Origin of the sequence: Devosia sp. FJ2-5-3 (assembly GCF_029201545.1) — a bacterium.
Classification (GTDB): Bacteria; Pseudomonadota; Alphaproteobacteria; order Rhizobiales; family Devosiaceae; genus Devosia.
Window position 1 is genome coordinate 1941793 of record NZ_CP104007.1, and the last position, 26623, is coordinate 1968415.

A 26623-nucleotide genomic window follows, 5' to 3' on the forward strand; every position below is an offset into this window, starting at 1 on the left:
TGAGCAATGAAGCAGGAATACATCGTTACCGAGACCGCCGGCCGGGAAGTTGCGGGGCAGAAGAGCCCTGGCGCGAACAAGCCCATTTTCCTGACCGACAATCAGGCGGCGCACCCCCTGCGTCTTGGCCATATTCGGCTAAAAGGCGCCTTCAATGGGGTCGATCCTCAGAAGTTCGACCATGACAATGATGGCAAGCCAGGCGGCGCCAAAAGGCGTCCGTAATGGCCGGGATCGACGCGCGTACTGGCAAGGTTATCGATGGGCTCCCCCACATTGAGCAGAGCATATCCAAGCTCGTCACGACGGCTCTTGGCGAGCGCATAATGCGAGAGTGGGTCGGGAACCCAGGCTTGCGCCTGATCGGTCAAACCGCAGGTGCAAGCGTCATCCTCCAATGGGTGACGATTGTCTGGGCGCTCGTCGAACTCTTCGAGCCGCGCTTTCGTATCCGCCATTTTGCACCTCTCGATATGTCGAGAGACGGGGTCTTCGACCTCGAAATGGTGGGCGAAATTCGACCCTACGCCCATCTCGACTGGCAGCAGGCCAGATTTTTCATCACGATCCGCGATGGGGCTGTAGTGCTCGCGCCGGGGACGTGACCTTTCAAACCGGAAATCATGCTCATGATCGATCTCTCGCGCTTGCCGGTGCCGGCGGTGATAGAGCCGCTTTCGCATGAGCAGCTGTTCCAAGGGTTTGTGACCAAGTTTCTCGAGGAATGGGCGCTTGCCCGTGCACTCGACCCCACCCTGCCGCAATACGACGTGGAGCCGCTGGAAACCGATCCAGTGGTCATCGTGGGGCAGGCGCTGAGCTATCTGCGCTTGCTGGATCGCCAGCGCGTTAATGATGCCATCAAGGCCCTGCTGGCGCCTCTGAGCACGGGAACGAACCTCGACAATGTCGTCGCCCGTCAAGGTGTGGGGAGGCTGGTCGTCATCCCAGCTACGTCTACCAGTGCTGCGGTTATGGAGAGCGATGAATCTCTCCTCAAGCGCTACTTCGACAGCTTCGAACGATTTTCAGCGGGCTCGGCTGCGCGCTACCTCTATGAAGCACGGACGGCTTGGCCGCAGTCTCAGGGCCGCACCCAGGGCCTGTGGGACGCTCGGGTGAATGGCCATGCCGTCCACGGCCGACGCGGCGATACGGACATTGTCATTGCCGGCCCCTTTGGTCGCGAAGCTACACAAGAAGAACTGGCGACAGTTCGCGCAGCTGTTACCGCACCGTGGGTGCAGCCGGAGGCCGTCGCCGTCACTGTTGTGAACGCCAAGCGCCATGAGTATTCGGTCCACCTCACCCTTGAGGTGCCACGTGGGCCGGATCCTGAACTCATTCGCAACGAGGCTGTAGCGCGCGTCGAGCGCGCCGCTGAGGCCCGTGCGATCATCGGGGGCGAGCTACCCCCTGCCTATCTTGCTGGTGCCGCCTACGGGCCCAGCATCATCAGGGTGCACGATGCCGCCCCGGTGGTGTTCGACGCGGACCTCTACACCATCCCGGTAATGACCGGGCTTACCATAAATGTCGAGGTGCGAGCATGACGGTGGAGTTGCTGCCGTCCAACTCGGACCCGTTCGAGAAGGCCTTGATGGCCGGTGCCGAAGCGGATTTGCCGATCCCGTTTGGCGCGGTGATGGACCCGGCCCAGACATCTGCAGAATGGCTGCCGTTCTTGGCAATCCATGAGGGGGTCCGGTTCTGGTTCGCGGATTGGTCAGAAGATCGTAAGCGTCAGATTATCGACGATTGGACGGCGCTGGCCAGCCTGATCGGCACCCGGGCAGCACCGGCTCGGTTCCTAGCCTATGTCGATGCCGAGATCGTCCATAAGGTCTCCCATCCCGCTAATCGCCCGCTTGATTACATGGCGTTGGGACTCGACCCCTACGACCATCCTGCCTATGTGGCGCGCTTTCTGGTTAAGACGAACCTCTCGGCTCACAAGGCCGCATTCTGCCTTGGCCTCTCTGCGCTGGACGACGACGCCCTTGTCCCGATCGACGAGCAACCGCTGGACCGGGCCATGCAGGCCCTGACCATCTCCAAGGCTCCTGAGACCCAATACACCGTGTCCTTCGGGCACCGCGTCCCCATCACCTTAGATGATGGTTGGGACCTGGATGCCGGGCACGAACTCGACTCCTACCGCGACAGGAACAGGCTATGAGCAAGCGCGTCGTCGCTGACACTCGGCAGTATCTTAAGCCCGCCGACATCAATCGCCTTGGCACCTTCGGCCAAGAGGCGATTGACGAAGTGGTGGGCGGCGTCATCGCCTATCCGGCCCATTGGGCGGCTTTCACCGTGAGCATGAAGACGGCCCAGGTCGTCACAATTACGCCGGGCCGCTACTTTGAGAATGGTGTGGTTTATGCCGCTCCGGAGGCGGTCGACCTCAACCTCATTACTTATTTCCCGCTGGCAGCCAGTGACGAAAAGTGGGTCGCTCTTGTCCTGCGCGGTGAGCCGCGTTTGATTGATGAACCCCGTCAGTACGAAACCAGCCTAGACCCTGAAACCCGTATACCTGTGCAGGACCAACGGCCGGTCATCGCGGAGCGCTTCGCTCGGGTGGTTGTGCAGGAGGGCTCTGCAGTGCCTGGCCCGGCGGCAAAACCGACGATCGCCGAAACTGACGCCTGCGTTGCATTCGTGCTGCTCAAGACTACCGGGATCGTTGAAATCGTGCCGGGCTCGCAGTGGCGCGCCAAGACGCTCTACGAGGTCGAGGGGCGCGTTACCGCCATCGAAGTGCGCATTGAGCAGCTATTCGAAGACACTGCAAGCATTCGCACGGATCTGGCCAACGTCGCAGCCCAGATCAAGACTATTCCTGATCCGCGGCTGTTCGCGCAAATCGTTCGTGACACCGCTCGGCACGGGCAGGCTCTGAACCTCCCTGACGAAGCGCGGAATTACTGGTTCGACCAAGCGCTGGTGAAGGACGACTGGGACTTCACGGCCGGCGGCTTTTACCGCATCGATGAGGGCATTCGCTTTGCCTATGTGGCGCAGAAGGACCACACGCTTCGGCTGCTGAACTACGACAGCCCCGACGTGTCGATCTGGAACAATCAGCTCGTGATGCCTGCCTATACCGAAGTCACGCGCATCACTTCGCCAGAGGGCGGGGGCCGCAAGGACATCGCCAACACGGTTCATACTGTGGTGACGGCCGTCCAGCACACCGTGGCCCATGAACGCATCCGCTATGGCGAGACGGTGACCGTCTGTGAAAACATGGCGGGGTGGGGCGCATACGGTGATCGTAAGGCTGGGACGATGTTCCAGGCAGGTGGCGAGTCCTGGGTGTCGAACGGCGCCACGTCCAATCCGTGGAACCAGACCGAGACGGCCCAGAACGGCCACATGAACTACTCGGCGACGCGGGTCATCCGCGACACCTATTACGAGACGTACACGACCTACAATACCGAGGAGTTCGGCCTTTCGGGCGCTATCTACGGGCAGACGTTCCTGTCGTCCCAGGTGATGGTTGCGACCTCGATTGATCTGAATTTCACGCGCGTCGATGCCGCTGCTGGCGACGTTACGCTTTGCATCTGCGAGATCAGTGCTTCCGGCGCGCCGGACTACAATGCGGTTATTGCGCGTGTCACGAAGCCGCGCAGCAGCCTGACGCTCGGCTGGAACAAGTTCAGCTTCCAGCCCACCCTATTGGGGCAGGGCAAGCGCTACGCCTGGTTCACTGTCACGACTGGCAACCACCAGATCATGACGAACACCGGCAATGCATTCACTGGCGGAACCTCGTTTGTCTCATCGGATGGCGCATGGTCGCAGGGCTCGACGACCGAAGACTTCACTTTCCGGGTCAACGCGGCGAAATTCACCAAGTCGCGCCTGGTCGTTCCGTTCGAAAGCCTTGATCTGGCTGGCGGCATGACCGAGATCGACATGATCTACAAAAAGTGGGCTCCGGCTGCGACCTCCCTTGTGTGGGAAATCAAGGCCCAGGGCGACACCGAGTGGATCCCGATGGATGCGCGGGTGGACAATCCGTTGGCCAATCTGCCGCCGCTGGTGCAGTTGCGAGCCGTGTTCATCGGCACCGAGGACGTGGCGCCAGCAATCCAGCTGGACACTTATGCAAGGGCGGTTTCTGGCCGCTTGCGGGACGATATGCGGGCGATCAGCAAGATCCGCACTTTCGGTTTCACCACCGATCAGGCGCAGGTCGTGCTGCAGATGGATTACTTCAATCCGGCCAAGCATACCGCCGTGCCGAAGCTGGTGTTGGCCGACGGTACGGTCGTCGATGCAACTGTTGTGATGATCGCGCAGGATCCTGCCAAGCCGACGCGCTACCGCATCCAGGCTGACTTCGACCTGCCTGCTGGCACGCCCAGTGCCAGGGTCAGGATCGACGCCACGACAACAGACATCATCGACGTACCCTTTGGGCAGGACGTCCAACTCAACGCCTTCTAGGAATTATGTCATGGCCAAAAAGCCTAAAGCGCCGTCGTTTCCTTATGACGAGGAGCAGACGGTTGCGGTCACGTTCAGCCGGGTGGTTCGTCGCGGGGCGATCAAGTACCTGCCGCGCGACAACCCGGTGATGACGGGGGCCACCCTCAACGCGATTGTGGAGGAGAATGGAGGCGCTGATGTCGTCCGCAGTGTTGAGCCCCGATAACGACTACAACTGGCCTCCAGAGCCGTCACCGGCCCGCCTGACGCGGCAGGAGTGGGATAGCTTCGGCACCAGCGTCGGCATGCGCCTTAGGGCTCTGGAAGCCGTCGGGACTGGCATTGAGGCGATCCAAGAGCAATTGCAGAGTCTTGGCCTGCAGATTCTGGACAACGCAATCAATCCGCTGATTGCTGCCACTCAGGCGCAACTTGCAGATTTGCAGCAAGCTGTCGCCGACACGATCGCGCAAAATGCACAAATCATCACTGACTTCCAAGGGGACACTACGGCGGCCCTCGCCGCGCTGGATGCAACGATTGCTGCGTCCGTGGCTGCGTTGCAGGCCGATGTGGACGCGGTTCGTGACCAGGTAGACGCAATCCTTGCTGGCGGCATTCCGGCGGCAAACGTGGCCGAGGATGTGACCCACCAGTTCGTCACTGAGGCGCAGAAGGCCGAAATCGGGCAGTTGCGCACCGACCTGGGTGCGCTTTCCGAGACGGTTTCGGGATTTTCTACTTCGCTCGCGGACGGGCTGGCCGCCATCAAGGCAGGCGGCGCCGAGGTCGTCACGTCCAACACCAACGCGGTGGCCGGTGGGGTCTATTTCGCCAAGACGGCGGGCGGGGCGTTCGCTGTAACCCTTCCGCCTTCCCCTGCGAATGGCAACACCGTCGAGGTTTGGCGCTCCGGCGCAAACGCGGTGACGATCAATCGGAACGGCAAGACCATTGGTGGTCTGGCCGAAAACTTCACTATCGACCAGGACAAGGTCATTGCCCTGCTGACCTTTATGGACGGCGGCTGGACTGTTGAGGGAAGGGCTTTTGTCAAATGAGCAATTTCAGCGATCTTTTTCGCAGCAGTCAGGGGGTGGCAACACCACTAAATGTGGGCGGGCTGAGAACCTGGCTTTATTACTGGGCGGCAGGCGTTTTTACAGCGCCCACGGATATTGAAGTGGTCATCCACGCGATGGGGCCTGGTGGTTCGGGTGGCGTAGCTATGAACGCTGGCTTGGCGGGCGGGACTGAGTTCGGCATGAAGGCCTCCGGCGCTGGCGCTGGCGCTCGGGCTAAGAAGCGAGCGCTTCTAAAGGCTGGCGAGCAACTCATCATTACCCCAGGTGCGGGCGGGGCATCTAAGGTGGGTGTTTCTGGTCAGAGGCTCTCTGGCGTCAACGGTGGTGACACCCTTGTAACCGGCCCGAACATCAACATCGTCGCGGGCGGCGGCAAGGGTGGCAACGCAGGCCTAATTACCGACAATGTCCTCGGCGGCCTGGGCGGGATTGCAACCGGAGGCGACCTGAATATACCGGGCGGGCGGGGTGGCGATATGCCCGCCTATGCCAATACCGGCACAGCCGGGAACCTCAACTTCGCAACAGGTGGCGGCTGCGTGGATGTCTTCGGCTTAAATGATTGCAATGGCGGCGACATCCCGAACTACAGTCCGTTTGCCGCGACATCCTACCAATATTTTGCGACTGGCGGAGGGAGCTTCTTTGGTTCCGGAGGAACCCCAGCAAGCGGCACATCTTCGGGGGCCACCAATGGCGGCGGGTGGGGGCGATCAAAAAACCCATTCGGGCTGGATGTCGCGGGTACTCAAAGAAGCTTGCCAACGGGGTTTGAGCTCTTCGGCGTTGATGCGTTTAACGCCATTTATGGGGGCACAACTGTTAACGGAGTCACCTCGCCCCAGGTTGGCAGAGGGAGTAATGCCCAAGGCGTCGGTGATGGGGGGAATGCTTCCCTCTCCGGTTCGCCGGGCGGATTTTTTGCTGGTGGCGGTGCCTTCATAAATAACGGGTCAACCGGACAACCGAACAACGGTGGCACTTGCTATATGGGTGGTGGCTCCAGTGGCGGTGTGAGCCGCAAGGCTTATACTTGTGTCTCTGGCAAGGGCGGTGACGGCTGGGTGGCATTGGAGATTCTGAGTTAAAATGGCAAACATCTACAAAATCCTCGATCCAGACGGCAACGAGGTAAACCGCATCGTTGCCGACGAAGTATTCGTTCAGGAGTTTTACCCTGGCCGCTTTGAATATTTGGGCGAGCAGCCAGAGCCAGAGGCCTATCCCTCCTATCGCTCCATCGACAAGGTTGAGGCTATGGGCCTTATCCGCGCCGTTACCGGCATGTCGGCGGCGGAGGAATTGGCCTTTCGCGACGATCCGAACCTTGCCCTGTTCTGGCGCATCTGGCGCGAAGACGTTGGCAACGTCATCTGGCGGGACCACCCGCTGACCGCGCAAATCCTCGACGCGATCGAGGCCGCCGGTTACCTCGGCACGGCCCAGCGGCAGGCTGTCCTCGACAACTGGCCGACCGCATAGCGCCATGACCCCGCTCGACGTTTCGGACGGCTGCTCGGGCTTCTGGCTGTTCGAGGCAATGTTCCCGATCCGTGACTGCTGCGTCATCCACGACAACGGGGGCACTGACGGGATGCTGCTCGACTGCCTCATGGCGGCAACACCGGGCTGGACATGGCCCCTCGTCGGCCTCTGCGTTGTCGCAATGATCGTCTTCCGCCCGCTCTACCGGCTGATCAAGCCCTGGCTCAACCCGCTCGTGCTCAAGGTGCGGGCGATCTTCGGCCGCTGAGCGCACAGTCACTAAACGGGCCATTGCACCCGGCGACGCTGGGTCGACGAAGCTTTGGTCCGATACCGATAGATAGACAAGGAAAAACCCCCAGCCGAAGCCGGGGGTTTCCTGCAGACCGAAATCTACAGATTATACGAGACCAACAAAGTTGGTTGCAGTCAGATCGGCCAGATTGGTAAGGCCGGTGATCTTCACGAGGCCGTCGCCAGCGCCGAAGGTCGCGGTAGCGTCGTTCTGGAAGACATAGGTGTCGTTGCCGTAGACAAACACCGAGGTCGACCCGCCAGTCGTGTACGAAGCAGCCTTGTTGACAGCGGCGAACAGAGAAGTCTGGCCTGCGATGTCGCCCAGCTCGAAGTTATCCAGGGCGTCACGAGTGCCGGTAAGCTGGATAACGTCTTCTGCCTTGTTAAAGTCCGCAATGGTGATGAGGCTCTTAGCAAAATTAGCTTCGAGATCAGCGGGCGTGCCAGCAGCCACGTTGGCCTGAGCTGCAAAAGCGAACTTATCAGCACCTGCACCACCGGTGAGGGTGAGCGAGAAGCCAGCACCGGCGCCTGCACCAATAGTGATCAGGTCAGCGCCAGCGCCGGTATTGATCGCCTGGTTGACGGTCAGACCTGCAACGTCGGTAGTGACATAATCACCGTTTTCGCCGCCGGTGTAGGTTGCCAGCTTTGCCAGACCAGAAACGTCGAGCGCAACGTTACCCGTGCCGGAGACTTCGATTGCCTTGACGCTGTCGCCGGCGACAGCACCAATGTTCGAAGCGCCAGTTACCGAGAACTTGAAAGTTTCGACGCCATTGATCGTCAGACCGCCAGCGCCCGTAGCTGCGTTCAGCGCAACGTTGACCACATCGGAAGTGCCCGTGGTGTCAGCGAACGTGAAAGTGGTCATCCCGGCGCTCGAACCAGTCAAACCAACTGTCGTCGACAGTGCAAGGCCCGAAACAGTCAGAACGTTTGCAGCAACACCGGACCCAGCGTTCCAAACTTCCGTGACCTGCTTGGCTTCGGTCATGTCAATTGCGGTCGCTGCAGCGGCAGAAGTGAACTTGACGACTTCGATGTTCTTGAGCTTGTCAACACCCACGGCGGTGGCGGGCCCAGAGAGAGTAGCAGTCAGGGTGTCAATTCCCAGGCCGCCATCAATCGTGTCCGCAGCACCGTCCCAGTCAGTGCCACCAACAATGGTGTCATTCTTGGCGGTGGTCACCTTGTCGGCAAACGCGAGAGTTGCCGCGTCGCTCGAGACGACAGAAGCACCGGCCGTCAGCGTAACCGTGTTGCCAACAAAGTTCGTGTCAACAACCACCTTCAAAGCGGCTTCAGCCTGTGCCTGAGTCGCGGCGGTTGCACCAATGGTGGCAATCCAGTTGCGAGCAGCAGCGGCAGCGTCAAGCCCGCGATAAGAAGCGTCCTCGACCGGCGTGTCGATGGCAGCGGTGAACAGATTTGCCGAAGCAACCTTGGCATCAACGATGGTCTTGTCAGTGCCCTGGGCGCCATCAAGAATCGCGATTGCGATGTTGTTGACGTTGAGCGTGCCCTTGTTGAGCGCGTCAACGAAGAAATTCAGGCCGGTCGCTTCTGGATTGCGGTTGAACAGCTGCTGATAGATAGCCGTAACGATCTGAACGTTGTTTTGACCCTTGTACTTGTCCTGGTATTCAGCGGTTGCTGCCAGGTCGCCGATGGCGGACAGGTTTGCGCCGTTGTTGGTGGCGACATTGAAGAAAGCCAGACCGGTCGGGTCAGCGGGACGGCCGAACAGGGCGACGTAGACGCCTTGGATGGTTGCCATGGAGAAATTCCTCTCGAATTGAAGCGCGACCTTTTTCAGTCGGTCCGCAGACTACTAGACTCGGTTTCACTGTACGTCAAGACGCAGTGTGTAATTTGCTGTTTGCCTATGCTGCGCTGTAAGTACCCATGGAGTCTAGAAAGGCTGGTAATCGTGAAGGTAATGAAAGCACTTTACACCAGCGACGCTTCGCTGTATGTAGTGTGAAACCTATACCGGCACGGGGCGCTGCCAGGAGCATAAGATGACCATTCACCCACAGTTCGCGCAGGGTGCTACAGAAACTCAGGTGTTGCGGCAGCAAGCGGGGCGTTGGCTTCGAGCGCTGCGTGAGCGCGTGGGTATGAGCCAGAAAGAGCTGGCAAGCGCTGTGGGCTTTGACTACTACACTTTCATATCGCAGCTTGAATCAGGACGCGGTCGGTTGCCTCCTGGGCAGTACATTGCATTCTCTACTGCTCTCCAGATCCCGCTCCATGAGTTCGTGAAAACGCTGCTGCGTTATTACGATCCATTGACCTACTATGCGCTGTTTGATGCAGAGCCGTCTGGGCTCGACGAGTCAATTCCCAGACCGGGCGAGGAAAATAAGGCTCCTGAGCAGAAGCCCGTTGTAGCTGCCTCGGAGGGTGCTGCGGACGTTGTCAGTCTGGAAGAGCGTCTGGCCAAACTCGAAGCCATGCTGAGCAAATTGAGCTAGTCCGCTTAGCATCTCTACTCTCGAATTTTGGGCGCTCCCTTTTCTATAGGCGGCGCCCTTTTTCATTGCAGGTTGATGAGACCACTCACCGGCGCCCCGGCCAACCACCCTTATTCACAGTGGGATCTGTCTGGATCTTCTTTTGCACTCGCTTTGAGATGCCCGAGCGCAGGGCCGAGGCTTCGGGAGCCATCATCGGATAGTTGTTCGGCAACCCCCATTTGAAACGGTAGTCTGCCGGGGTCAGTTTGTGGCTGGTTCGCAAGTGGGATTTAAGCGATCGCATGGAGCGCCCGCATTCAAGGCAGACCATGTAGTCCACGCCCTGAGATTTCTCGACCGGGACCGCAGGCTGCACCTCTGTGACCTCAAGGCGATTTTCCGTTGCCTCAAGAAGGCCTTTTGCGAGCATTTTCATTACAGCAGCCGCATTTACGGGCGGTGTCGGGTTGCCCGAGAAATAGCCCGCCGCAGTGGTTGCAAGTGCTTGTAATAACTCGTTCTTGCTAATTGACATGAAGATCTCCCCGAGGTCGCGGTTAACCTAACATAACAGTTTTCGCTCAGGCAGCGATTGATTTGAACAGTTAACCATTGATTAACGCCAATTGCTGCGATTTATTGGTTGCCAGCGGGGGCGGCAAACAAGGCGTAAGTCCCTCATCTGTGTGAGGGACAACAATGTCAGCTGCAATTCAGGGAATTTATGTCGCGCTTTTCGGTCGTCCGGCCGATCCTGCGGGTCTTGCCTATTGGGCCGGGGTCACCAAAAACGGCGCCGATTTGAGTGAGATGCTTCGCGTTCTGCCAAGCTTGGCCGAATATACTGATCAGTATGCCGGCAAGACGCCAGATCAGGTGATCACGACTGTCTACCAGAACCTGTTCGGTCGCGCCCCTGACGCCGAAGGCCTGGCCTTCTTCAAGGGGCAGCTGGCATCGGGCGCGCAGACCCTGGCAACGATCGCCGTCAACATCATGCAGGGCGCGCAGGGCGCAGATAAAGCGGACGTGGACGCCAAAGTGGGTGCCGCCGAGCTGTTCACCGCCTCGCTGGATACGCAAGCGGAGATCGACGCGTACAAGGGGGCTGATGCGGCTGCGCTGGCCAAGAAGTTCCTCGACACTGTAGACAAGGATAACAAGCCGACGCCGGAGAGCGTAGAGAAGGCATCGGCAGCGGTTGTTGCTGGTCAGGATCCTGCGCCCGGTAACGCGCCTAATCCTGGTGGTGGCGGGAACAACAATCCTGATCCCGTGGATCCAGAGCCGACCTACGACGTCCGTTATGTGGAAGGTTTGATCGGCGCCAACACCGAGGGGCAGCTCTTTGCCGGTAAAGGCAACTCTGCCACAGGCTTTGCCGTAGCCTTGAACGACAAGGCTGGGATCGAGCTCGGGCTCGACGTGCGCTATCGCAATGACCCTACCGACATCGCGCCGGGCACACCGGACAATCTTGCACGGGCCCACGACCTTCGCTTCGCCTACTCCGTAGCGCAGGATGGCGGGATCGATCTGCAGAAATACACCTACAAGCTTGAGATCGACATCGACGCCTCAGATGCGCAAGAGTGGGTGACGTTTGAACTTCGTGCTGACCCGAATGCTGACACGCATACCTACAACGTGTCGAACTCTCTGTATGATTGGGTCCAGGTCGATCAGAACGGCGTCGCTGTTGCTGACGGCAAGTCCATTACAGACGATGGCGGCACCGACGCGGTTTCGCAGAATATTCAGGCACTCCACTGGTACACCGGTGAAGCACTGATCAAGGATGGCGGAAAGTACGACGTTCGACTGACCGCGACGAACAACCTGGGTCAAATCGAAGCTCAGAATGTCATTCAGCTAAATCCGGTGCTGCCTTCGAATTATGCCACTGTTCGCCAAGGAGAAGTGGCGGGTTCTGACGGCAAGCTATTTGCCGGCAAGGGGAACTTGGCGGGCGGCTTCAATGTCGTCGATCTTGGAAACGGCCTCGAACTGGGCTTGGGCGCGCGTTATGCCTACGGTGATATTGTGGAGCCCGGGACTGGTGGTGGTTTAGTTTCTTATGACCTTACAAGTGGCGACGCTGTACGTTTCGCTTATTCTGTAGCTGGTTTGCAGAACGGCGATGTGTCCACAACGACCACCACGGGAGAATACGTCATCCGCGTCCGAGTGTCTGATGGCACTTCCGACGTTTTGTCCATGGATCTGGTCGATTTGAATACCGGAAACTACGGCACTAAGAACACGTCCAACTCTGAATACGTTTGGGTGAAGACCGGGTCGAATATCAAGGACGGCATCCAATTCAATGAGTACGCATTTGCTGATGACGGCGGCAATGCAACGGTAACGCAGAATATCCAGACGCCTTTCTGGAGTTCCGGTGCGGTATGGGGCGAAGGCCAGTACGATGTGTATCTGGAGGTCTTCACGAATGACAAATACACCGGCGAGGTATCTCTGATTGGACAGAACCATGTCGTGTTCAACGTCGCCAACGTCGTAGTCCCCGAATAACCCTCACTACCCCCCCCGACGCCCCAGCACCTCCGTTTTCGACGGGGGTGCTTTTCTTTGCCCACCTAGTCCCACCTAACTAACCCACCCACACCACAGCGGCACACCACCCGCACCTGCGCGCCACCCGGCCCGCGGGCGCTTTCGCATGCACACCAGCCCGACCTTTGCGCCGGGCTTTTTCTTTGCCATCAAAAGGAGATCTCCAATGGCACTAGAAGTCGGGATCAAGCATCTTCGAGATGGGATTGAGCCCCAATTCACCAGCGGCGCCATCATGGACGTGCTCGGCGTCATCGGCCCCGCCGAGGGCGCGGATGCGGATATGTTCCCGCTGAACAAGGTCGTCTACCTGAAGTCGAACGAACGCCTGAAGGTGGCCGCGCTTGGCAGCCAGGGTACGCTGGCACAGGCCATCCGCGGCATGTCGGCTCAACTCAACGGCAGCGCTCGCGCCGCCAAGGTGGTGGTGGTTCGAACCGCCGAAGGTGCCAATGTTCAGGAGACGATCGCAAACCTCGTCGGCAGCGAGGCCAATGGCACCGGCATCTGGGCCTTCCTCGATGCGCCCGAAGACCTCGGCGTCACGCCCCGTCTGATCATCGCACCGGGTTACACGTCTCAGACTGTCCGCGGCCTGATCAATCCCGAGATCACGGCGGCTGGCACCGGCGGCACCAATGGCACGTTCGCCCTGTCGTTCACCGGCGGAACGGGCACCGGGGGCGAGGGCACTTTCACTGTCACAGCGGGCGCCCTGACCAACGTCACCATCACCAACCCGGGCTCCTACACCGTCAAGCCCACCTTGGCCTTCACGGCCTCTACGGGCCTCACTGGCGCCTCTGCGTCGGTTGACCTCGAACAGGTTTCCAACGGCGTCTGCGCTGCCATCCCGGCGGTCACTGGCCGCCTCAAGGCCAAGTTCCTCCCTGAGGGCCCCACCAACTCCCGGCAGGACTGGCTGGACTGGTTGGAAACCCTGCCGACATCGGCCGACATTCTTCATCCGCTTCGCCAGGACGCCAAGGTCTATGACGAGGATGGCGAACTGATCACGGTTCCTCTGTCGCCCTACATCGTGGCGCTCTATGCCCGCCGTGACTCGGAACGTGATGGCGTCCCGTCCGGCTCGATCTGCAACCAGCCGGTCTATGGCCTGGTCGGCGTTTCTCCCAAGATCCACCTGTCGCTCACCGACGAGACGTCGCAGGGCCAGGAAGACTTGGCGGCCGGCGCAGGCATCGTGGCCAAGGGAGAGGCGGGTGTCGAAGATGCTCCGGGTTCCAGCGGCTTCTCGTTCTGGGGCTATGACACCATGTCCGATCAGACGGAATGGCGCTTTGCCCATGTGAACCGCATGCGCGACTACATCGAGCTTGGCCAGATCAAGGCCAACCGCATGTATCTCGGCCGGTTCAACATCACACTGCAGACCATCGAAGCGATCATGAACACGATCCGGATGGACCTCGCTCGGCTCGCTGCCGATCAGCACATCCTGTCGCCTTTCAAGGTGGACTTCGAGCCGCAGTACAACTCGGCCGGAGAGCTTCGTGATGGTGAAATCGACATCAGCTTCGCCGTCGAAGAGCCTCCTGTGCTGCGCAAGCTGATCCTCCGCTCGCGCCGTCATCTGCCCGCGCTCGATGCCCTGGTGCAGACCATCTCGGTCCAGCTCGGCGCCGCCGCTTAACCCCAAGGAGACGATGCCATGGCTGCCGCCACCATCAACCATATCGACGCGGCCACGATCTTCGTGGGCGATGACGACCCGACCAACAGCCAGCACCTCGTCATGAAGGGCGTTAAGCTGGCCACGCTGACTGAACGGCTGCGCGACTTCAGCCCTGGTGGCGCCCCGATGGGGCTCCAACTGGGTATGCGTAAGCTGGAAGCGCTGGAGATGACCTTCAAGCTGGAAGGGCTCAATCCGTCCGTTCGGCCGAAGTTCATGCCCCTCCAGCGCACGGTCTACACCGTTCGCGCCAACGTCCGTGATATCGCCCGCCAGGTCGATCTGCCCTTCAAGGCCATTGTCGAGGGTCGCATGACACAGATCGAGATGGGAGAGCTGGGCACCGACGACGGGGTCGAGAGCGACTACCGCATCTCCGAAATCTTCTACTGGCAGACGTTCCTGAACAATCAGGAGCTCGAATATTTCAGTGCCCTCGAAGGTTATCCCGGCGTGCGCATCAACGGCGTCCAAGTTTTCCGCACAGTCGCTGCCAACCTCGGGCTGGTATGATCGTGACAGACGAAGCTCTTAACGCCACGGCCGGCGCTGCAACGGTCAGGTTCACCAAGGATCGCTCCAAGGTCGTCATGCTCGAGTTTCCCTTCGAATATGACGGCAAGCTGATCGACCGCGTCACGATCCGTCGGCTCAGCACCGCCGAAGTCAGCCAGTATTATCGCGATCTGGCTGAAGGGGGCGCCGTTCCCGACCTGCCGTTATTCGACGTTCCCCAGGCTGTCATCGAGGCTATGGATGACGACGATTCCTACGCGCTCCAGGAGGAGCTTAGGGCTTTTTTGCCCCGACGCTTGCAGGCCTTGGTCGAGTCGGCCCCGGTAGCTGCAAGCGAGTCGTCGGACTCGTAGCCCACGTCTTCAGCACGCCGATCCCGACCATAGAGGCTTGGGATTGGCACACCACGCTCGAATGGTACGCCGAGGCCCGGCATATCGACGACAGCAAGGCCAAGTTCCAGGCCGCAATTGCTGGCGCCCAGATCAAGAAGAAACCGAGGAAATAGACGATGGCACGCACGCTGATCGGCCAGCTCATTCTGCGCATGCAGCAGAATGTGACCGCAGAGGCGCGTAAAGTCGAACAGGCCCTCGGCGGCATCGAAAGCAAGGCGCGCGCTCTGGGCAATATGCCCTGGGGTGCGCGCATGCAGCGCCAGCTCGAACTGCTCAAAGTCTCCCCTCAGGAGGCTGCGGCGGTCCGCCGGAGCTGGGATAACCTGATGACCAGCATTCAGAACGCTGGGCTCTCGGGCAAGAACAAGCGCTCCGCCATCGCTGACTGGCGCACATCCACCGTTGCGCACTTCGCAGATGTGCGGAACGCAATGGCGCAGACGGAGGCGCGTGCCCGGAAATTTGCTGGTCGCCTTAGCGACTATATGAAGCCCTTGATGGTGGCGGGTGGGTTCTACACCGCTGCGTATGGTGGCGGCCTTCTCGTCCGTGGCGGTCTAACCGCAGGCAGCGAGAGAGAGCGTGAAATCTTCCGCCAAGACATGGCCGGGATTCCGCTAAACGAACAGGCTGCAATTCAGGCCAAGGCCGCGGAGCTTTCGCAGAGATATCGCAGTGTGGACGCCACCCAGATCATGGAACTGGCACGCACGGCCCGCAACACGATGGGCACGACCGAACGCGGTCTGGAAATTCTCGAACAGATGGTCGCCGGCTATGTGGCCACCCAGTCGGCCAAGGGGGTTGATGCGGCTCCTCAAGAGATTGGCCGCTTAATCCGTGGTCTCGACAATCTCGGTTTCAACGCCGGCGGCGAGATCGGCATCGAGCATATGCAGCAGATCATCGCTGGTGCTGTGCGGGCGGTTCAGATCGAGGGTTACGAACTCGACATGGGCACCTACTTTGATTTCGCGCGCCGCGCAAAGATCGCTGGCCCAGCGCTCTCCGCGGACTTCATGACGTCGGTCGCGCCGGCGCTTATGCAGGACATGACAGCTCACGGTGCAGGTACTGCCATCGCCAGCGGCTATCAGGCTCTGGTGACTGGTAGCAGCGCCGTCGCGAGCAAGGTCAACCTCGCTGAACAGCGTCGCCTTGGGCTTCGTTCTGGCGAGGGCGGGCCGCAAGGCTTTGGCGGCTTAGTCGATGCCGGTCTATATGGCCAGAATCCGTACCAGTGGATCAAGGAACACCTTGTTCCTGCGCTGGAGAGGGACGGCGTCAATATGGCCGATGAGACGGCTGTCTCCCAGGCGGTCGCCAAGATTTCGCGCAACACCATGGCTACCGGGCTTTGGACGCGGATGATCACTCAGCAAGACCAGATCGACCGCAACATGGAGTTGTATTCCCAAGCCATGGGGCCAGAGGCAGGCGCCATCGCCTCGGAACGCGATCCATTCGTTGCCTATGAGGGATTCCTGTCCTCGATGTCCAATCTGTCGGGCGCAATCGCCGAGCATATGGACATTATCGTCCCCGGTCTGAATTCCATGACCGACATGCTCAATGGCTTGGCCAATGCCGTCAAAGAGAACCCCCTTCTTGCGGCGGGTGGCGTTGCTGCTGCTGGCGCGGGCGCCTTCGCAATTGGCAGCGTGGCCTGGTCGTGGATTTCGGCCGGCCCGAGCCTGCAGACTGCCGCGACCATGCTCCAAGCCGCTGCCACGTCCCTACAGGGAGGTGGGTTGACGGACTTAGGCAACGGCGGCAAGGGCAAAGGCAACTGGCTCCAGAACCTTCTTGGCCTTGGAGCAACAGTTGCCGTGGCGGCCGGACCGGGCGTGCTGTCCGAGCTGACCAGCGGAAGCCCCTCTAGTGTCGAGGACTTTGACGCTCAGGTTGCGGAGCAGGGACGTATTAAGGCCCAGATGTGGGACTGGATAAACTCACTCACGTCCAACCCGGGCCCTGCTGACCCCAGTCCTTACGAGCAATTTCGCGGTCAGGGCGCGAGCTGGGGACTCAACCCCGACGCAACCAGTGTGGACACCTCTGGCATCAGCGCCGTGGGAACGGAAGCCGACGTCGCAGCAGCGAAGCTGGGCGCCCTGAGCACCACGCTCAGGCCAATGGTGGACGTGAACCCCATCACCCGCCTGATAGCGCTGCTTGAGCGCGCCGTGGCACTTCAGCGGCAGCTCGGATCGGGGCCGGCCAGTGGTGGGAACCTCTCCAGCCGCGTAACGGCGGCCTATCCTGATTATGGAGTTGCACCGTGACCCTGATGAGACTTGGTCCTGTGGAGTTTGACCTTGCGGTCAACCCGCAGGAAGTGACGCGGAAGACGCAGACCCCGTACGCGGTTCACCCCGTCGTCGGCGCCCGGCCAATTCGCGAGTTTACCGGCGAGGGCGACGGCACCTTCTCCATCACGGGCGTGGTGTTCCCCCATCACTTCGGTGGAGGACGGCTTGGTTTGGCGGCCCTCGAAATTGCCCGCCAGGCTCACACGCCCGTTCCATTCATGCGGGGCAACCTCGTTCCTCTGGGCTGGGTTCTCATCGAGGCCCTTGAGATCTCTGACAGTGAAATTGGCCAGTTCGGCATCGGCACGGAAGTGGGGTTCACCGCTACGCTCGTTCTCACCGATCGCCCCACTGTTGCGCTGGCGCCAGCAATCTTGAGCCTCTTCGCATGAACACGAAATCCATCACCGTCACCGGCGAGGGCATCACGCTCGCGACGATCGTCTGGCAGCTCCTGAAAAGGCAGCCGGTCGGCTATGCGGAAACCGTCCTCGCACACAACCCGGGCCTGGCTGATCTCGGCCCGATCCTGCCCGTGGGGACTGTCGTTGTGTTTCCACTCGAGGCCATCCCATCCAATGAGGCAGAGCGCCCGCTAATCCGGCTCTGGGACTGAAATGCTCACAGGCATCGTCAAGGTTATAGTCGGGGGGCAGGATGTCACCTCCCGCTTCAGCCCGCGGCTAGAGACCGTCTCTGTCTCGCGCGCTGCTCGCGAGGCCAGCGACACCATCCAGATTTTGCTCGCCGACCCAGACGGCACAACGCTTATGCCTGACACCGGGGCACCCATCGTCGTGGAGATGGGCCATGTCGGTCGCGGCTCCGGCCAGGTCTTTGAAGGATTTGTAGATTCGGTGCGATCCAGCGGCGGCAAGGACAAGGGCCGCAAGCTGTCGATCGACGGCACATCGGTCGACAACAAGTCGAAGGTGAAGGCTCCGGGCTTACGCAGCAAGGCAGAGGCGACCTTTGGCGATGTTGCCAAAGAATGGGGTCAGAAGGCTGGCCTCAATGTCACGGTGGCTGGTTCTCTGTCCGGAGAATTCCGCGACTTCTGGATCATGCAGCAAGAGAGCTTCATGGGTTGGGGCCAGCGCATGGCGCGCGAGCTTGGCGCCTCGTTTAAAGTGATCGGCGGCCGAGCCTTCTTCGCCCCGCTCAACGAGGGCATTTCGGCCTCGGGAAAGCAGCTCACGGGTATCCGAGCCGCGTGGGGAGAGAACCTGATCGACTGGGACATCGCGCCCATGCTCGGCCGCCCACAATACGGCAAGGTCAAGGGGCGCTTCTACGATATCGAGAAGGCGAAATGGGAGGAGGTCGAGCAGGCGGTTAAGGACGCCGGAATCGACATCGACTTCCGGCAGTTGATTGGCAGCGCCACGAAGGACAACGCGACCCAATCGAGCAAATCCGTGTCTAAGGATTCGGAGCGCGAGAAGGGGCAGGGCAGTGTAACGATCACCGGCGATTATGCCGCGGAACCTGAGGCCTCTGTCACTGTGTCCGGCACACGCGCCGGGATCGACGGCACCTATCTGCTCGATTCCGTGACGCATAGCTATTCCAAGGGCGAGGGCTTCCGCTCATCCCTGACATTGCGCTTGCCATCAGAGGGCGCAGGCAAAGATGCACGTGGCAGCGCCAGTAGTAGCTCAAGCGCCGGCTCCACGACTGGAACGCGAAACGGCATCGAAACAGTAGGTGGCGGCTTCGGCGGCTCGACCGTCTGACTTCCGTCGAATCCCACCCCATCAAATAGGAGGCCTTCATGGCCAAACACAACTTCGCTGTCGCGTTGTCGGCGGTGCTCGTCCATGAGGGTGGAGGTACTCACCGGTTAGGTACGAAACCGATTGCTCAATATGACATCATGTTAAGCAGGTCGACGACCGCATAGGCTCCCGGCCAGCCGTCCGATGACATTCCCAAGACTCTGGCTGCTAGAATAACGGCAAGTGCATAAACCGCCCAGATTGTCATCGCCTTTCCCCGCTCGGCAATGGACGCAGCGGGCAGGGCGAGGGGCAAGAATTGGACCGCACAGGAGGCCTTCCGTGGTTAGGAACTGCGTCATGGCTTTTGGGCTCAGGTGGGTGCCTACCGGCGCGGTTCGTGTCCCAATGGTCGGCTGTGGGGCTTCCAATCCGGGCCGAAACTCACGGCTTGCGTAGGACGCGATGCCATCCTTGGGCAGCATTCAGCTTTCGGTTTTGTTCCAAAACCATGGCATTCAGCAGCGCTCTCACTGTTTCCTTGGCGCCTAGAGGGCCGACGGGTGACAGATAGGTCCGTCCGTTAATTCTTGCATGAATGACGTTCTGCTCGACGAAGTAAGTCGCCCTGTGCGTAGCGCCGTCGACGACCGCTTCGACATTATAGACGAGATTTCGCTGTTCCACTCACGCCTCCCCTCGTGATCTCTCTATCGGAGCTTGCCGAACCACGAATGGCCCGGCAAGTGTGGCGTCTACAATACTCACTATAGCTGAGTAACCTCAATCCTGGCGTCGCTGATCGCTGATATGGACCGGCGCCGTTGTTCTCCGGCTTGGTCGGAATAAGCCGAATGCTTAGTAAAAAGCCCCACTGGGGCAAACCAGCAGGGCTCTCACCTGAGGGCATGGGGGCGTGTGCCTTGAGGTGGCCCTTATCCTGTCACACGGGGGTAACTAAAGCCAAGGAGGTAAGCAAACCGGCGAGGGCAACAAGGCCCACGAGTAAACAGAGCGCAATTAAGCCGTAGAGAAACCGGTCCATCCCGTTCGCCTCCCAACGTGCGAAGTAGACCCCGCCAGTGCCGCCCATGGCGGGGTCTTCACGTCGCGGCTTAAGCCCCAAGCGCTGACGTGATGCCCTGACCTTACCACGGACTTTGAAAAAGAAAAGCAGCCCCGGCGCACCAAGTGCCAGGACTGCTAAGCGGGCCGGGGCAAGCTCGCAACTGCAGTATAGGCCGCCTAGCAGTTTTCGCCGTTCACAATATTTCACATCACAGGAGGCAGGCATGGCCGGGACTGTGACACCCCGGCATCGATGAGAAAAGGACGCAGCGGCGTTTCGCATGCCGGCGGCAAGTGCGCCAGCTCGATAGTGATATCGACCGCTTCGTCAAGCAGATGGATCAACGGTGCAGCGCCAGGCTCGCGAGACAGAACCGCCATTGCCCGTTCGAGATGGTCTCTCGCTTGCACATAGAGGAGGTGAGGCGGGGTGGTTGGCTTCATTTCTCACTCTCCACTGTCCCCACGAGCGTTCTGCACCGCACTAGTTTCGCGGCGGAGAACGCCGGTCTGACAATTTGACAGAAATTCTTGGCACCAAACGAGAAGCCTGCCCCGCGTGGCAACAGGACAGGCTTCAAAAGGACGGATGCGCGAACTCAGTACTTGGCGCGCCGATCAACACTGCCAGCGGACAGTAAATGATCGCTTAATTGCCCGCACCCACTTGCAACATCGATAGGAGGCCGTCATGGCCAAAATTAACTTTGCTGGCGCGTTGTCGGCGGTGCTCGTCCATGAGGGCGAATGGGCTGACCATCCGAAAGACCCAGGCGGCGCCACCATGAAGGGCGTCACGCTGGCCACCTATCGCCAGTATCGGCCGGGCGCCACCAAACAGCGGCTCCGCAATATCAGCAGTGATGAGCTGCTGCTCATCTACCGCGACGGCTACTGGAACAAGTTGCGCGGCGACGATCTGCCCGCCGGCGTCGACCTGGCCGTGTTCGACTTCGCCGTCAACAGCGGTCCAGCGCGCGCGGCGATCTATCTCCAGAACATCGTTGGCACTGCCCCAGATGGCAAGATCGGACCGCTCACCATCAAGGCGGTCAATGCCTACTGTGCCAAGTTCGGCGCCGCGCAGCTGGTTAACGAACTCTGCTCTCAGCGCCTGGCCTTCCTTGAGCGGCTGTCGACCTGGCCGACATTTGGCAAGGGCTGGTCACGGCGCGTTGCCGAGGTGCGCAAGCAATCGATCGCCATGGCCGCAGCGGCACCGGCTGGCGGCGCTTCTGTCGCTCCGGCACCGAAGCCCTCACCCATCCCCACAAGCGGCCTCCCTGAGCCCGCCAAGCCCGCCGGCATCAAGCCCGCCACCGTCATCGTCGCAATCGTCATCCTGGCCGCTCTTGCAGCGGCCTTTTTCTTTGTCAGGTTCTAGGAGGCCGACACCATGATCACCAGCATTGCAGCCGCTATCGCTCAGAACGTCGTCATGGGCTGGCTTGTGCGCCGCGCCCAAGAGCTTGCCGGGTTGGCCTTCGCCCTTATCCCGATCTACCTCGCTATGCCGCCCTCCATGCAGCAGGACGTCCAAGCTATCTTCACGGGGCAAGGTGGGGGTCTGACCATCTCGGCGGCCTTCGGCATCCTCTGGTATCTCTGGACGCAGTGGCAGTCCTACCGGGCCACCGTGGCCCCGCAGGTGGTTACCCAGGACGGCAGAAAAGCGGAGCTTCCCAAGGGGTCTTCCGCCGCCCGCCAGGCTGATGCGGTTGCTGCCGCTGCTCCTAAGCCTCGCACGCTCTGGGAGCGACTTACGCAAAGATAAACAGCAAGAGGCCCGGTCGCGCCGGGGGGAGAGACCGAGCCAGCTTTGGTGCTGAATTAATTCTTCGCCCCTTCGCCAAGTAGAATACTAGCGCATTTAAAGTGAATTGGAAGTAGCAAATGTTTATTTGGGAGATGTTGCTTTGCTCAAAAGTAGTATCGCAACATACAATCGTGCCAGTATGTTCATAAAGATTGTCACCGGTGTCCGGTCTCACTTTGAAGCGCGCTTCGTTGAGTGGGTGATGGCGACCACTTTAACATTCTGGGGCTTCAATCTCGTAGGGGATAGCCGAGCGTGGGCTAATCCGGCCGCCTGGGAAGGCATGTTGCGCATCGCCTCGGAAGAGACTTGGGGCGCCATATGCCTCGCCGTTGGTGGGCTGTGGATTCTGGCCCTGACCATCAACGGCACTTTCGGCAACACGTGGTACTCGCGCTACTCGCCGGTGGTGCGGGGCTGTATGGCCGGCGCTGCTGCCATGATCTGGTTCTTGGTTTACACCTCTGTGGTGACTGCCCAAACATCGGGGAGCGGCATCTATCCGCTGCCTCTGGCTCTGAGCATATGGTGTGTGTTCCACGCCTGGAGAGACGTAGGACGGGCAGGGACCAATGGACAGCATACCCGTTGACTTTCAATGGCTGGGCGGAGCCGCTTTCGCCATTGCCATAGCCGTTCTGGCCGCATGGTCCAAGGTCTTCGGGAAGAAGGAGGGGCCACCGGCGCCGAAGGTGCAGGAGTTCTATGCCTCTGGCCAGCTTGCCGACATGGGCCCGGTAAAGGAGCTGGTCGAGAGCGTCGGGCTCGTCATGCAGCAGATGGTGCGGACCAATATCGCCCTCGAGGAAACGTCCAAGGGCATCCACCACTTGGTCCAGGCCTATGAGAAACACCTGGCGGAAGAGCAGCGGGACCGCGAGATCGCAGAAGAGGTAGCGAGGCAGCTAAAGGACAAGCGCTAGGCCGGCGCCTGTCCTATGGCAGTGGATCAATAGCGCCGCCAAGCGAAGGACGGGCACCGGTGGCCACGGCTGGCTGAAGTGAACCTAGTGGCAGTGCATCCGGCCAACAGACTTCTGCATGTGACAGCACTGACCTGGCGGAGAATCTTTTCGGCATCCGCCGCCGTGAGCGTTGGCAGCGCTTGTCAAAATAATCGAACTTGAAATCGAGAAGGCGAGAAGTAGAACAATTCTCAGCGTATTCATTGCATCCCCCTGTGCATGATATTTCAATTGGTCTCATGCATCCGGGCGCTATTCAAGGGAAACTTGGCGGAAAACGGCGGCGGTCGGTCGTCTATTGGCACCACCACTCGTGACCATCGGGCCAACGTCGAGCCAGTTGCTCTAAAATCAGTATGTCACCCACGTCCATGCCATCTATTCGAATGGTTGCGAGCGTCCGGCCGTGACGATCCCGACCAAACGTCTCCACAGTCCATGGGTTAGCGTTCAGCAGATCGCGAAGACGGGCGGTAGCTCTCTTCGCCAGTGCAACTTCCGCGGCTCCCCCGCAAATCGCTGTGCTTGGTTCCGGGGTATCGTAGTCTTTCATCCGCAGGTTCTGCCCGTTGAGCCAGATCGTGTCGCCATCAACGATGCAGGTCTTAGTCGGCGTATTGCGCTGCTTAGGGGCGCAAATGCTCATTGTGAGATTTGCCGCCAGGGCAGGCGATACCATGAGGGTTGCGAGCGTGGCGGCGGAGAGCAATTGACGGAACAAGCGGCGGTCCTTCCCCAAAACGTACCCTCTGCATAACGGCATTCGATCCGCGGGGAAACCGCGTTCCTCTGCATACGTGATCGCCTGCCGCATTGACTCTACGATGCTCGGTGTTCTTATTTCGTTCTCGTATTGCGTATCGGAGAATCGAGATGAACATTGCCATCAAACCGTCCCCTGCAGCCAACATCCGGCGTCTGGCAGAGACCGGCCTCGACGCCCAGGATATCAAGGTGCTGACAGGCTATAGCGCCGCCGAAATCAAGCGCGCCCTCACGACGAAGCGACCGCTTGCCAAATGAGCATGACGCCCAGCCGAAGGAAGCTCGAGGCTGTGCGCCTCAAGCACCTGGCAGAAGATGGCTGGGCACTTGTCTATCGGTGCCGGGCCTGCCGCACAGTCACTGCGTTTCTGGCATCGGACGTCGTTGACATCTGGGGTCCAGAGATGCGCGTCTATGAGCCGCCGGCGCCGTGCGGCCGGTGCGGCGGCCCGGTGCATGTGCAGCCCTATTTCCCGACAGATCTGGACCGGGGCAGGCTGCGGCTGCGGAGGCCTGCCGGGGTGCGGCAACTGTGGAAATGGGAGCTATACTAGCGGGATTGAACCGGTTTTCCGGCATGCAGCGGATATCAAACTGAGCTGTCGCCTTTGACCTCACGCTCCGAAGCATCGGCCTGGACCAAGTCCTCGATGCTTCCTAGTTCCTGAGAACAATGAGAACAAGCCACGATGGTACCAGGGGGCAAGCCGACCACGACGACAGTGTTGGTCGTGCCGCAACCGGGACAGATGCAGGTACATTCGACCGTGGATTCTTGACGCATTGAACTTCCCCGCCATAACGAAAGCGCCCGCTCTTTCGGGGCTATTTTCTTCTGGTACCAGCTTTCAGCCAGCACCTGAGCATGCCAAAGCTCTACCCCCTTATGCGCAGTTTTTCGAGTCCGCATTTAACTTGGGTTAGCAGCAGCAAGTCAGGCCGAAGGCGCGATTGCCTATAGCGAGTTCAGTAGCGGCTTCTTGGTGTCAGTACCCTCATACCGGCTATTGTTGACCTCGCGGCCGACCCGATGAAACTCAAGCTGGCTATCGATCTGCGCCCCGAGCAGTAGGGCTTTGGCCTGGCTGCCCTGATCCTCCCCCGACAACCAGCGCTCGTACGCGTGCTCTTCGAGGATCACCGGCATGCGGGTGTGAATGTGCTCGATCTCTGGCACCGCGGGCGCCGTGATAATGGTGCAACTGGTGACGCCGAGATTGTCATTGTGCGCCCATATGCCGGCGAAGCTGAATGGCGCGCCGCCGGGCATCTGCAGCAACCACGGATCCTTGCCGCCGTCTTCGCCCTTGGTCCACTCGAAATAGCCGTCGGCAGGGATGAGACAGCGACGGGATTTGAAGCCCTCGCGGAACGCCCCGCTGGTGTCGATCGTCTCGATGCGCGCGTTAAACATCGCGTTCTTGCTGATCTCCTTGGCGAAGAACGGAACCAGCCACCAGCGGCCGCGATCCAGCTCCATGTTCCCGGCCTTGTCGAGATGCACGAAATCAACGTCCTGCGTCGGCGCGATGTTGAAGCGCGGCTGCATGTTGGACTTGGTTGGGAACATCTCATCGGAGAGCTTGTAGAGAGCGTGCAGTTCGGACCAGCTCAGTTCATTGGTAAAGCGCCCGCACATCAGTATCCCTCCTCTTCAGCAAGCTCGCCCCAATCATGGCGCCACATGCCCCGCTCCTCGAGCGCGATGACCACGCGCGGGAAGCCAAAGCGCACACGCAGTTCTTCAGCCTTCTTCAGCGCCGCCGGTACGTCGAACGGGCCAGGATGGAAGTCTGCATCCGTCACCTGTCCATCAGAACCGAACCAGGCCGACCAGTAGATGCTCGCCTGCGGCTCTACATATGTCAGTCCGAAGCTGACCATCTCGGCACTCGTCCCGCCAATCCCGACGATGATTGCATCCAAGGCAATTTCGTCGTCATGCGTGGTCCACTGATAGATATTGGTCATGTAGGGATGATGCCACACATCTGAACCGATTCCACCCAGGGCCATGACGACCAAGTACCAATCTGAAAAAGGCGATATTTCTCCCGTTCAGACCACCGAACACAAGTTCCCGATCTACTTCTGCGAGGAGTGTGGTGCGCCGAACGCTGTCTTTGGACGTGCCCGCGCCGAAGGCCGGCTCAACTATTGCGGGTGGGATGGCCACAACTCGGTCTGCGTGGGGAAGGGCAAGAAGTCCTAATGCCCTATCACGCCACCGTAGCCATGCCTTCTCAGAACCTCGTCGATGTTCGCGCGCTCGGCGGGGTAGGCGGGCCGGATTTCTAGGAGCGTTGCCATTACGCTCTCAAATGCCGATAGCGCGGCTTCCTTATCCCAGCCCATGTCGAAGTCGCTGGCATGAGACTTCATGGCGCTGTCGCATTTGCGGATGAAGGCCGCTGCCTCCTTCGGGCTCATTCGGAAGATCGGGTCGAGATCTCGCAACGGTAAGAGGTTCATTGGCAACTCCCGGCGGATAGCCGAGGATGCGGAGGAGGGCTCGCTCTGTAAAGCCCCTTGCTGCTTGATGCGCTCATCATCGTGTCAGATATCTCGGAGAGTGGTTGGCGGCGTGAAGACGGCCGTGGTTCGCCTGGCGGGCAGGAATTTCCACAGCCTCCAAAGAACAGTGCCGGAACAGATTTTGCACACACAGCGGAGTTTGTGTGCAAACCGCCTCTTGACGGAAATCGGTAAACCCCTGATAAGCCAGCCGTGAGGCCACGTGGCGGAGTGGTTACGCAGCGGATTGCAAATCCGTGTACTCCGGTTCAATTCCGGACGTGGCCTCCATTCTCTCCCTTCATATTCTGCATTACGATTGGCTCATACCTTCGGGCGGTGCTAACGCGCGCCTATCGTTCATCTTTTTGGCTCGGCGAAAGCCAGCTTCCTCTCTGTCTGCGGTCAGCGCGGGGCGCTGTGGGGAGCTTGTTGGGGGGGTGCTGCCTGGCGGGGAAGGGGATCGGCCGCTGTGATGACTTGCGTGCCGTCATTGCCGGGGA

At 59.9% G+C, this 26623-nt stretch carries 33 protein-coding genes and 1 tRNA gene; 26 read left to right on the forward strand and 8 right to left on the reverse strand.

Annotated features, from left to right (window positions below; all coding sequences use genetic code 11):
- Positions 1-6 precede the first annotated feature (6 nt).
- Genes N0P34_RS09435 through N0P34_RS09480 form a run of 10 tightly spaced genes read left to right on the forward strand, consistent with a single transcriptional unit; the run spans position 7 to position 7284 of the window.
- Entirely contained in the window at positions 7-225 is a 219-nt protein-coding gene (locus tag N0P34_RS09435; protein ID WP_275606768.1) for a hypothetical protein, read from the forward strand.
- Positions 225-605: a hypothetical protein gene (locus tag N0P34_RS09440; RefSeq protein WP_275606769.1), complete on the forward strand. Its 381-nt coding sequence runs from the start codon at positions 225-227 to the stop codon at positions 603-605. Before N0P34_RS09435 ends, N0P34_RS09440 begins: the two co-directional genes overlap by 1 nt.
- Before the next feature lie 24 nt (positions 606-629).
- The gene (locus N0P34_RS09445) at positions 630-1553 is read left to right on the forward strand and encodes a baseplate J/gp47 family protein (RefSeq protein ID WP_275606770.1); all 924 of its coding nucleotides are present in this window, start codon (positions 630-632) and stop codon (positions 1551-1553) included.
- On the forward strand, positions 1550-2179 hold the full coding sequence (locus N0P34_RS09450) for a phage tail protein I (RefSeq protein WP_275606771.1): 630 nt from the start codon (positions 1550-1552) through the stop codon (positions 2177-2179). Before N0P34_RS09445 ends, N0P34_RS09450 begins: the two co-directional genes overlap by 4 nt.
- Positions 2176-4464 carry a hypothetical protein gene (locus tag N0P34_RS09455; protein WP_275606772.1) on the forward strand — a complete coding sequence of 763 codons (2289 nt, stop codon included), beginning with the start codon at positions 2176-2178 and terminating at the stop codon, positions 4462-4464. Before N0P34_RS09450 ends, N0P34_RS09455 begins: the two co-directional genes overlap by 4 nt.
- 10 nt (positions 4465-4474) lie before the next feature.
- A complete protein-coding gene (locus N0P34_RS09460; RefSeq protein ID WP_275606773.1) occupies positions 4475-4672 on the forward strand; it encodes a hypothetical protein in 198 nt (65 codons plus the stop codon).
- Positions 4644-5507 carry a hypothetical protein gene (locus N0P34_RS09465; RefSeq protein ID WP_275606774.1) on the forward strand — a complete coding sequence of 288 codons (864 nt, stop codon included), beginning with the start codon at positions 4644-4646 and terminating at the stop codon, positions 5505-5507. The genes N0P34_RS09460 and N0P34_RS09465 overlap by 29 nt, the downstream gene beginning before the upstream one ends.
- The gene (locus N0P34_RS09470) at positions 5504-6619 is read left to right on the forward strand and encodes a hypothetical protein (protein ID WP_275606775.1); all 1116 of its coding nucleotides are present in this window, start codon (positions 5504-5506) and stop codon (positions 6617-6619) included. The genes N0P34_RS09465 and N0P34_RS09470 overlap by 4 nt, the downstream gene beginning before the upstream one ends.
- A 1-nt stretch (position 6620) precedes the next feature.
- Positions 6621-7013, forward strand: coding sequence for a hypothetical protein (locus N0P34_RS09475; RefSeq protein ID WP_275606776.1), 393 nt, complete (start codon positions 6621-6623; stop codon positions 7011-7013).
- A gap of 4 nt (positions 7014-7017) precedes the next feature.
- On the forward strand, positions 7018-7284 hold the full coding sequence (locus N0P34_RS09480; RefSeq protein WP_275606777.1) for a hypothetical protein: 267 nt from the start codon (positions 7018-7020) through the stop codon (positions 7282-7284).
- Positions 7285-7416: 132 nt separating this feature from the next.
- On the opposite strand, the gene N0P34_RS09485 is transcribed toward N0P34_RS09480, so the two are convergent.
- A complete protein-coding gene (locus N0P34_RS09485; protein ID WP_275606778.1) occupies positions 7417-9093 on the reverse strand; it encodes a DUF4214 domain-containing protein in 1677 nt (558 codons plus the stop codon).
- A gap of 244 nt (positions 9094-9337) precedes the next feature.
- Here N0P34_RS09485 and N0P34_RS09490 point away from each other — a divergent pair, with 244 nt between their 5' ends.
- Positions 9338-9793 (forward strand): helix-turn-helix transcriptional regulator, encoded by a 456-nt coding sequence (locus tag N0P34_RS09490; RefSeq protein WP_275606779.1) that lies wholly within the window; start codon positions 9338-9340, stop codon positions 9791-9793.
- 85 nt (positions 9794-9878) lie between these two features.
- Here the strand turns inward: N0P34_RS09490 and N0P34_RS09495 are convergent, their stop codons facing one another.
- Positions 9879-10310 carry a MucR family transcriptional regulator gene (locus N0P34_RS09495; protein ID WP_275606780.1) on the reverse strand — a complete coding sequence of 144 codons (432 nt, stop codon included), beginning with the start codon at positions 10308-10310 and terminating at the stop codon, positions 9879-9881.
- A 164-nt stretch (positions 10311-10474) separates the two neighbouring features.
- On the opposite strand from N0P34_RS09495, the gene N0P34_RS09500 reads away from it, so the two are divergent.
- The 8 genes from N0P34_RS09500 (at position 10475) to N0P34_RS09535 (ending at position 19010) form a co-directional block, all read left to right on the forward strand.
- On the forward strand, positions 10475-12310 hold the full coding sequence (locus N0P34_RS09500) for a DUF4214 domain-containing protein (RefSeq protein WP_275606781.1): 1836 nt from the start codon (positions 10475-10477) through the stop codon (positions 12308-12310).
- 208 nt (positions 12311-12518) lie between these two features.
- Positions 12519-14006, forward strand: a complete 1488-nt coding sequence (locus N0P34_RS09505; RefSeq protein WP_275606782.1) for a hypothetical protein — start codon at positions 12519-12521, stop codon at positions 14004-14006.
- 18 nt (positions 14007-14024) lie between these two features.
- A complete protein-coding gene (locus N0P34_RS09510; RefSeq protein ID WP_275606783.1) occupies positions 14025-14561 on the forward strand; it encodes a phage major tail tube protein in 537 nt (178 codons plus the stop codon).
- Between the two features lie 2 nt (positions 14562-14563).
- Positions 14564-14917 carry a phage tail assembly protein gene (locus N0P34_RS09515; protein ID WP_275606784.1) on the forward strand — a complete coding sequence of 118 codons (354 nt, stop codon included), beginning with the start codon at positions 14564-14566 and terminating at the stop codon, positions 14915-14917.
- A gap of 158 nt (positions 14918-15075) precedes the next feature.
- A complete protein-coding gene (locus N0P34_RS09520) occupies positions 15076-17247 on the forward strand; it encodes a hypothetical protein (protein ID WP_275606785.1) in 2172 nt (723 codons plus the stop codon).
- Between the two features lie 5 nt (positions 17248-17252).
- Entirely contained in the window at positions 17253-17666 is a 414-nt protein-coding gene (locus N0P34_RS09525; protein ID WP_275606949.1) for a phage tail protein, read from the forward strand.
- Complete coding sequence (locus N0P34_RS09530; protein ID WP_275606786.1) at positions 17663-17890, forward strand: tail protein X; 228 nt, start codon at positions 17663-17665, stop codon at positions 17888-17890. The genes N0P34_RS09525 and N0P34_RS09530 overlap by 4 nt, the downstream gene beginning before the upstream one ends.
- 1 nt (position 17891) lies before the next feature.
- Complete coding sequence (locus tag N0P34_RS09535) at positions 17892-19010, forward strand: late control protein D (RefSeq protein ID WP_275606787.1); 1119 nt, start codon at positions 17892-17894, stop codon at positions 19008-19010.
- 426 nt (positions 19011-19436) lie between these two features.
- On the opposite strand, the gene N0P34_RS09540 is transcribed toward N0P34_RS09535, so the two are convergent.
- Together N0P34_RS09540 and N0P34_RS09545 are read right to left on the reverse strand one after the other, a co-directional pair.
- Entirely contained in the window at positions 19437-19679 is a 243-nt protein-coding gene (locus N0P34_RS09540) for a hypothetical protein (RefSeq protein WP_275606788.1), read from the reverse strand.
- A 585-nt stretch (positions 19680-20264) separates the two neighbouring features.
- Positions 20265-20504, reverse strand: a complete 240-nt coding sequence (locus tag N0P34_RS09545) for a hypothetical protein (RefSeq protein WP_275606789.1) — start codon at positions 20502-20504, stop codon at positions 20265-20267.
- 247 nt (positions 20505-20751) lie between these two features.
- On the opposite strand from N0P34_RS09545, the gene N0P34_RS09550 reads away from it, so the two are divergent.
- The 4 genes from N0P34_RS09550 to N0P34_RS09565 all read left to right on the forward strand — a co-directional run bounded on the left by N0P34_RS09550 (position 20752) and on the right by N0P34_RS09565 (position 22799).
- Entirely contained in the window at positions 20752-21444 is a 693-nt protein-coding gene (locus N0P34_RS09550; RefSeq protein ID WP_275606790.1) for a glycosyl hydrolase 108 family protein, read from the forward strand.
- A gap of 12 nt (positions 21445-21456) precedes the next feature.
- Positions 21457-21834, forward strand: a complete 378-nt coding sequence (locus N0P34_RS09555) for a hypothetical protein (RefSeq protein ID WP_275606791.1) — start codon at positions 21457-21459, stop codon at positions 21832-21834.
- 106 nt (positions 21835-21940) lie between these two features.
- Positions 21941-22468, forward strand: a complete 528-nt coding sequence (locus N0P34_RS09560) for a hypothetical protein (RefSeq protein ID WP_275606792.1) — start codon at positions 21941-21943, stop codon at positions 22466-22468.
- On the forward strand, positions 22449-22799 hold the full coding sequence (locus N0P34_RS09565; protein ID WP_275606793.1) for a hypothetical protein: 351 nt from the start codon (positions 22449-22451) through the stop codon (positions 22797-22799). Before N0P34_RS09560 ends, N0P34_RS09565 begins: the two co-directional genes overlap by 20 nt.
- A gap of 337 nt (positions 22800-23136) precedes the next feature.
- Here N0P34_RS09565 and N0P34_RS09570 read toward each other — a convergent pair whose 3' ends face one another.
- Positions 23137-23562, reverse strand: coding sequence for a thermonuclease family protein (locus N0P34_RS09570; RefSeq protein ID WP_275606794.1), 426 nt, complete (start codon positions 23560-23562; stop codon positions 23137-23139).
- Positions 23563-23714: 152 nt separating this feature from the next.
- On the opposite strand from N0P34_RS09570, the gene N0P34_RS09575 reads away from it, so the two are divergent.
- A complete protein-coding gene (locus tag N0P34_RS09575; protein WP_275606795.1) occupies positions 23715-23864 on the forward strand; it encodes a hypothetical protein in 150 nt (49 codons plus the stop codon).
- A gap of 697 nt (positions 23865-24561) precedes the next feature.
- Here the strand turns inward: N0P34_RS09575 and N0P34_RS09580 are convergent.
- Entirely contained in the window at positions 24562-25245 is a 684-nt protein-coding gene (locus N0P34_RS09580) for an SOS response-associated peptidase (RefSeq protein WP_275606796.1), read from the reverse strand.
- A complete protein-coding gene (locus tag N0P34_RS09585) occupies positions 25245-25577 on the reverse strand; it encodes a hypothetical protein (protein ID WP_275606797.1) in 333 nt (110 codons plus the stop codon). Before N0P34_RS09585 ends, N0P34_RS09580 begins: the two co-directional genes overlap by 1 nt.
- Positions 25578-25620: 43 nt before the next feature.
- Between N0P34_RS09585 and N0P34_RS09590 the strand changes: the two genes are divergently transcribed.
- On the forward strand, positions 25621-25818 hold the full coding sequence (locus N0P34_RS09590; protein WP_275606798.1) for a hypothetical protein: 198 nt from the start codon (positions 25621-25623) through the stop codon (positions 25816-25818).
- On the opposite strand, the gene N0P34_RS09595 is transcribed toward N0P34_RS09590, so the two are convergent.
- Complete coding sequence (locus N0P34_RS09595; protein WP_275606799.1) at positions 25815-26078, reverse strand: hypothetical protein; 264 nt, start codon at positions 26076-26078, stop codon at positions 25815-25817. The two genes, N0P34_RS09590 and N0P34_RS09595, sit on opposite strands and share 4 nt — an antisense overlap.
- A gap of 259 nt (positions 26079-26337) precedes the next feature.
- Between N0P34_RS09595 and N0P34_RS09600 the strand changes: the two genes are divergently transcribed.
- Positions 26338-26411, forward strand: a tRNA-Cys gene (locus N0P34_RS09600).
- Positions 26412-26623: the final 212 nt, after the last annotated feature.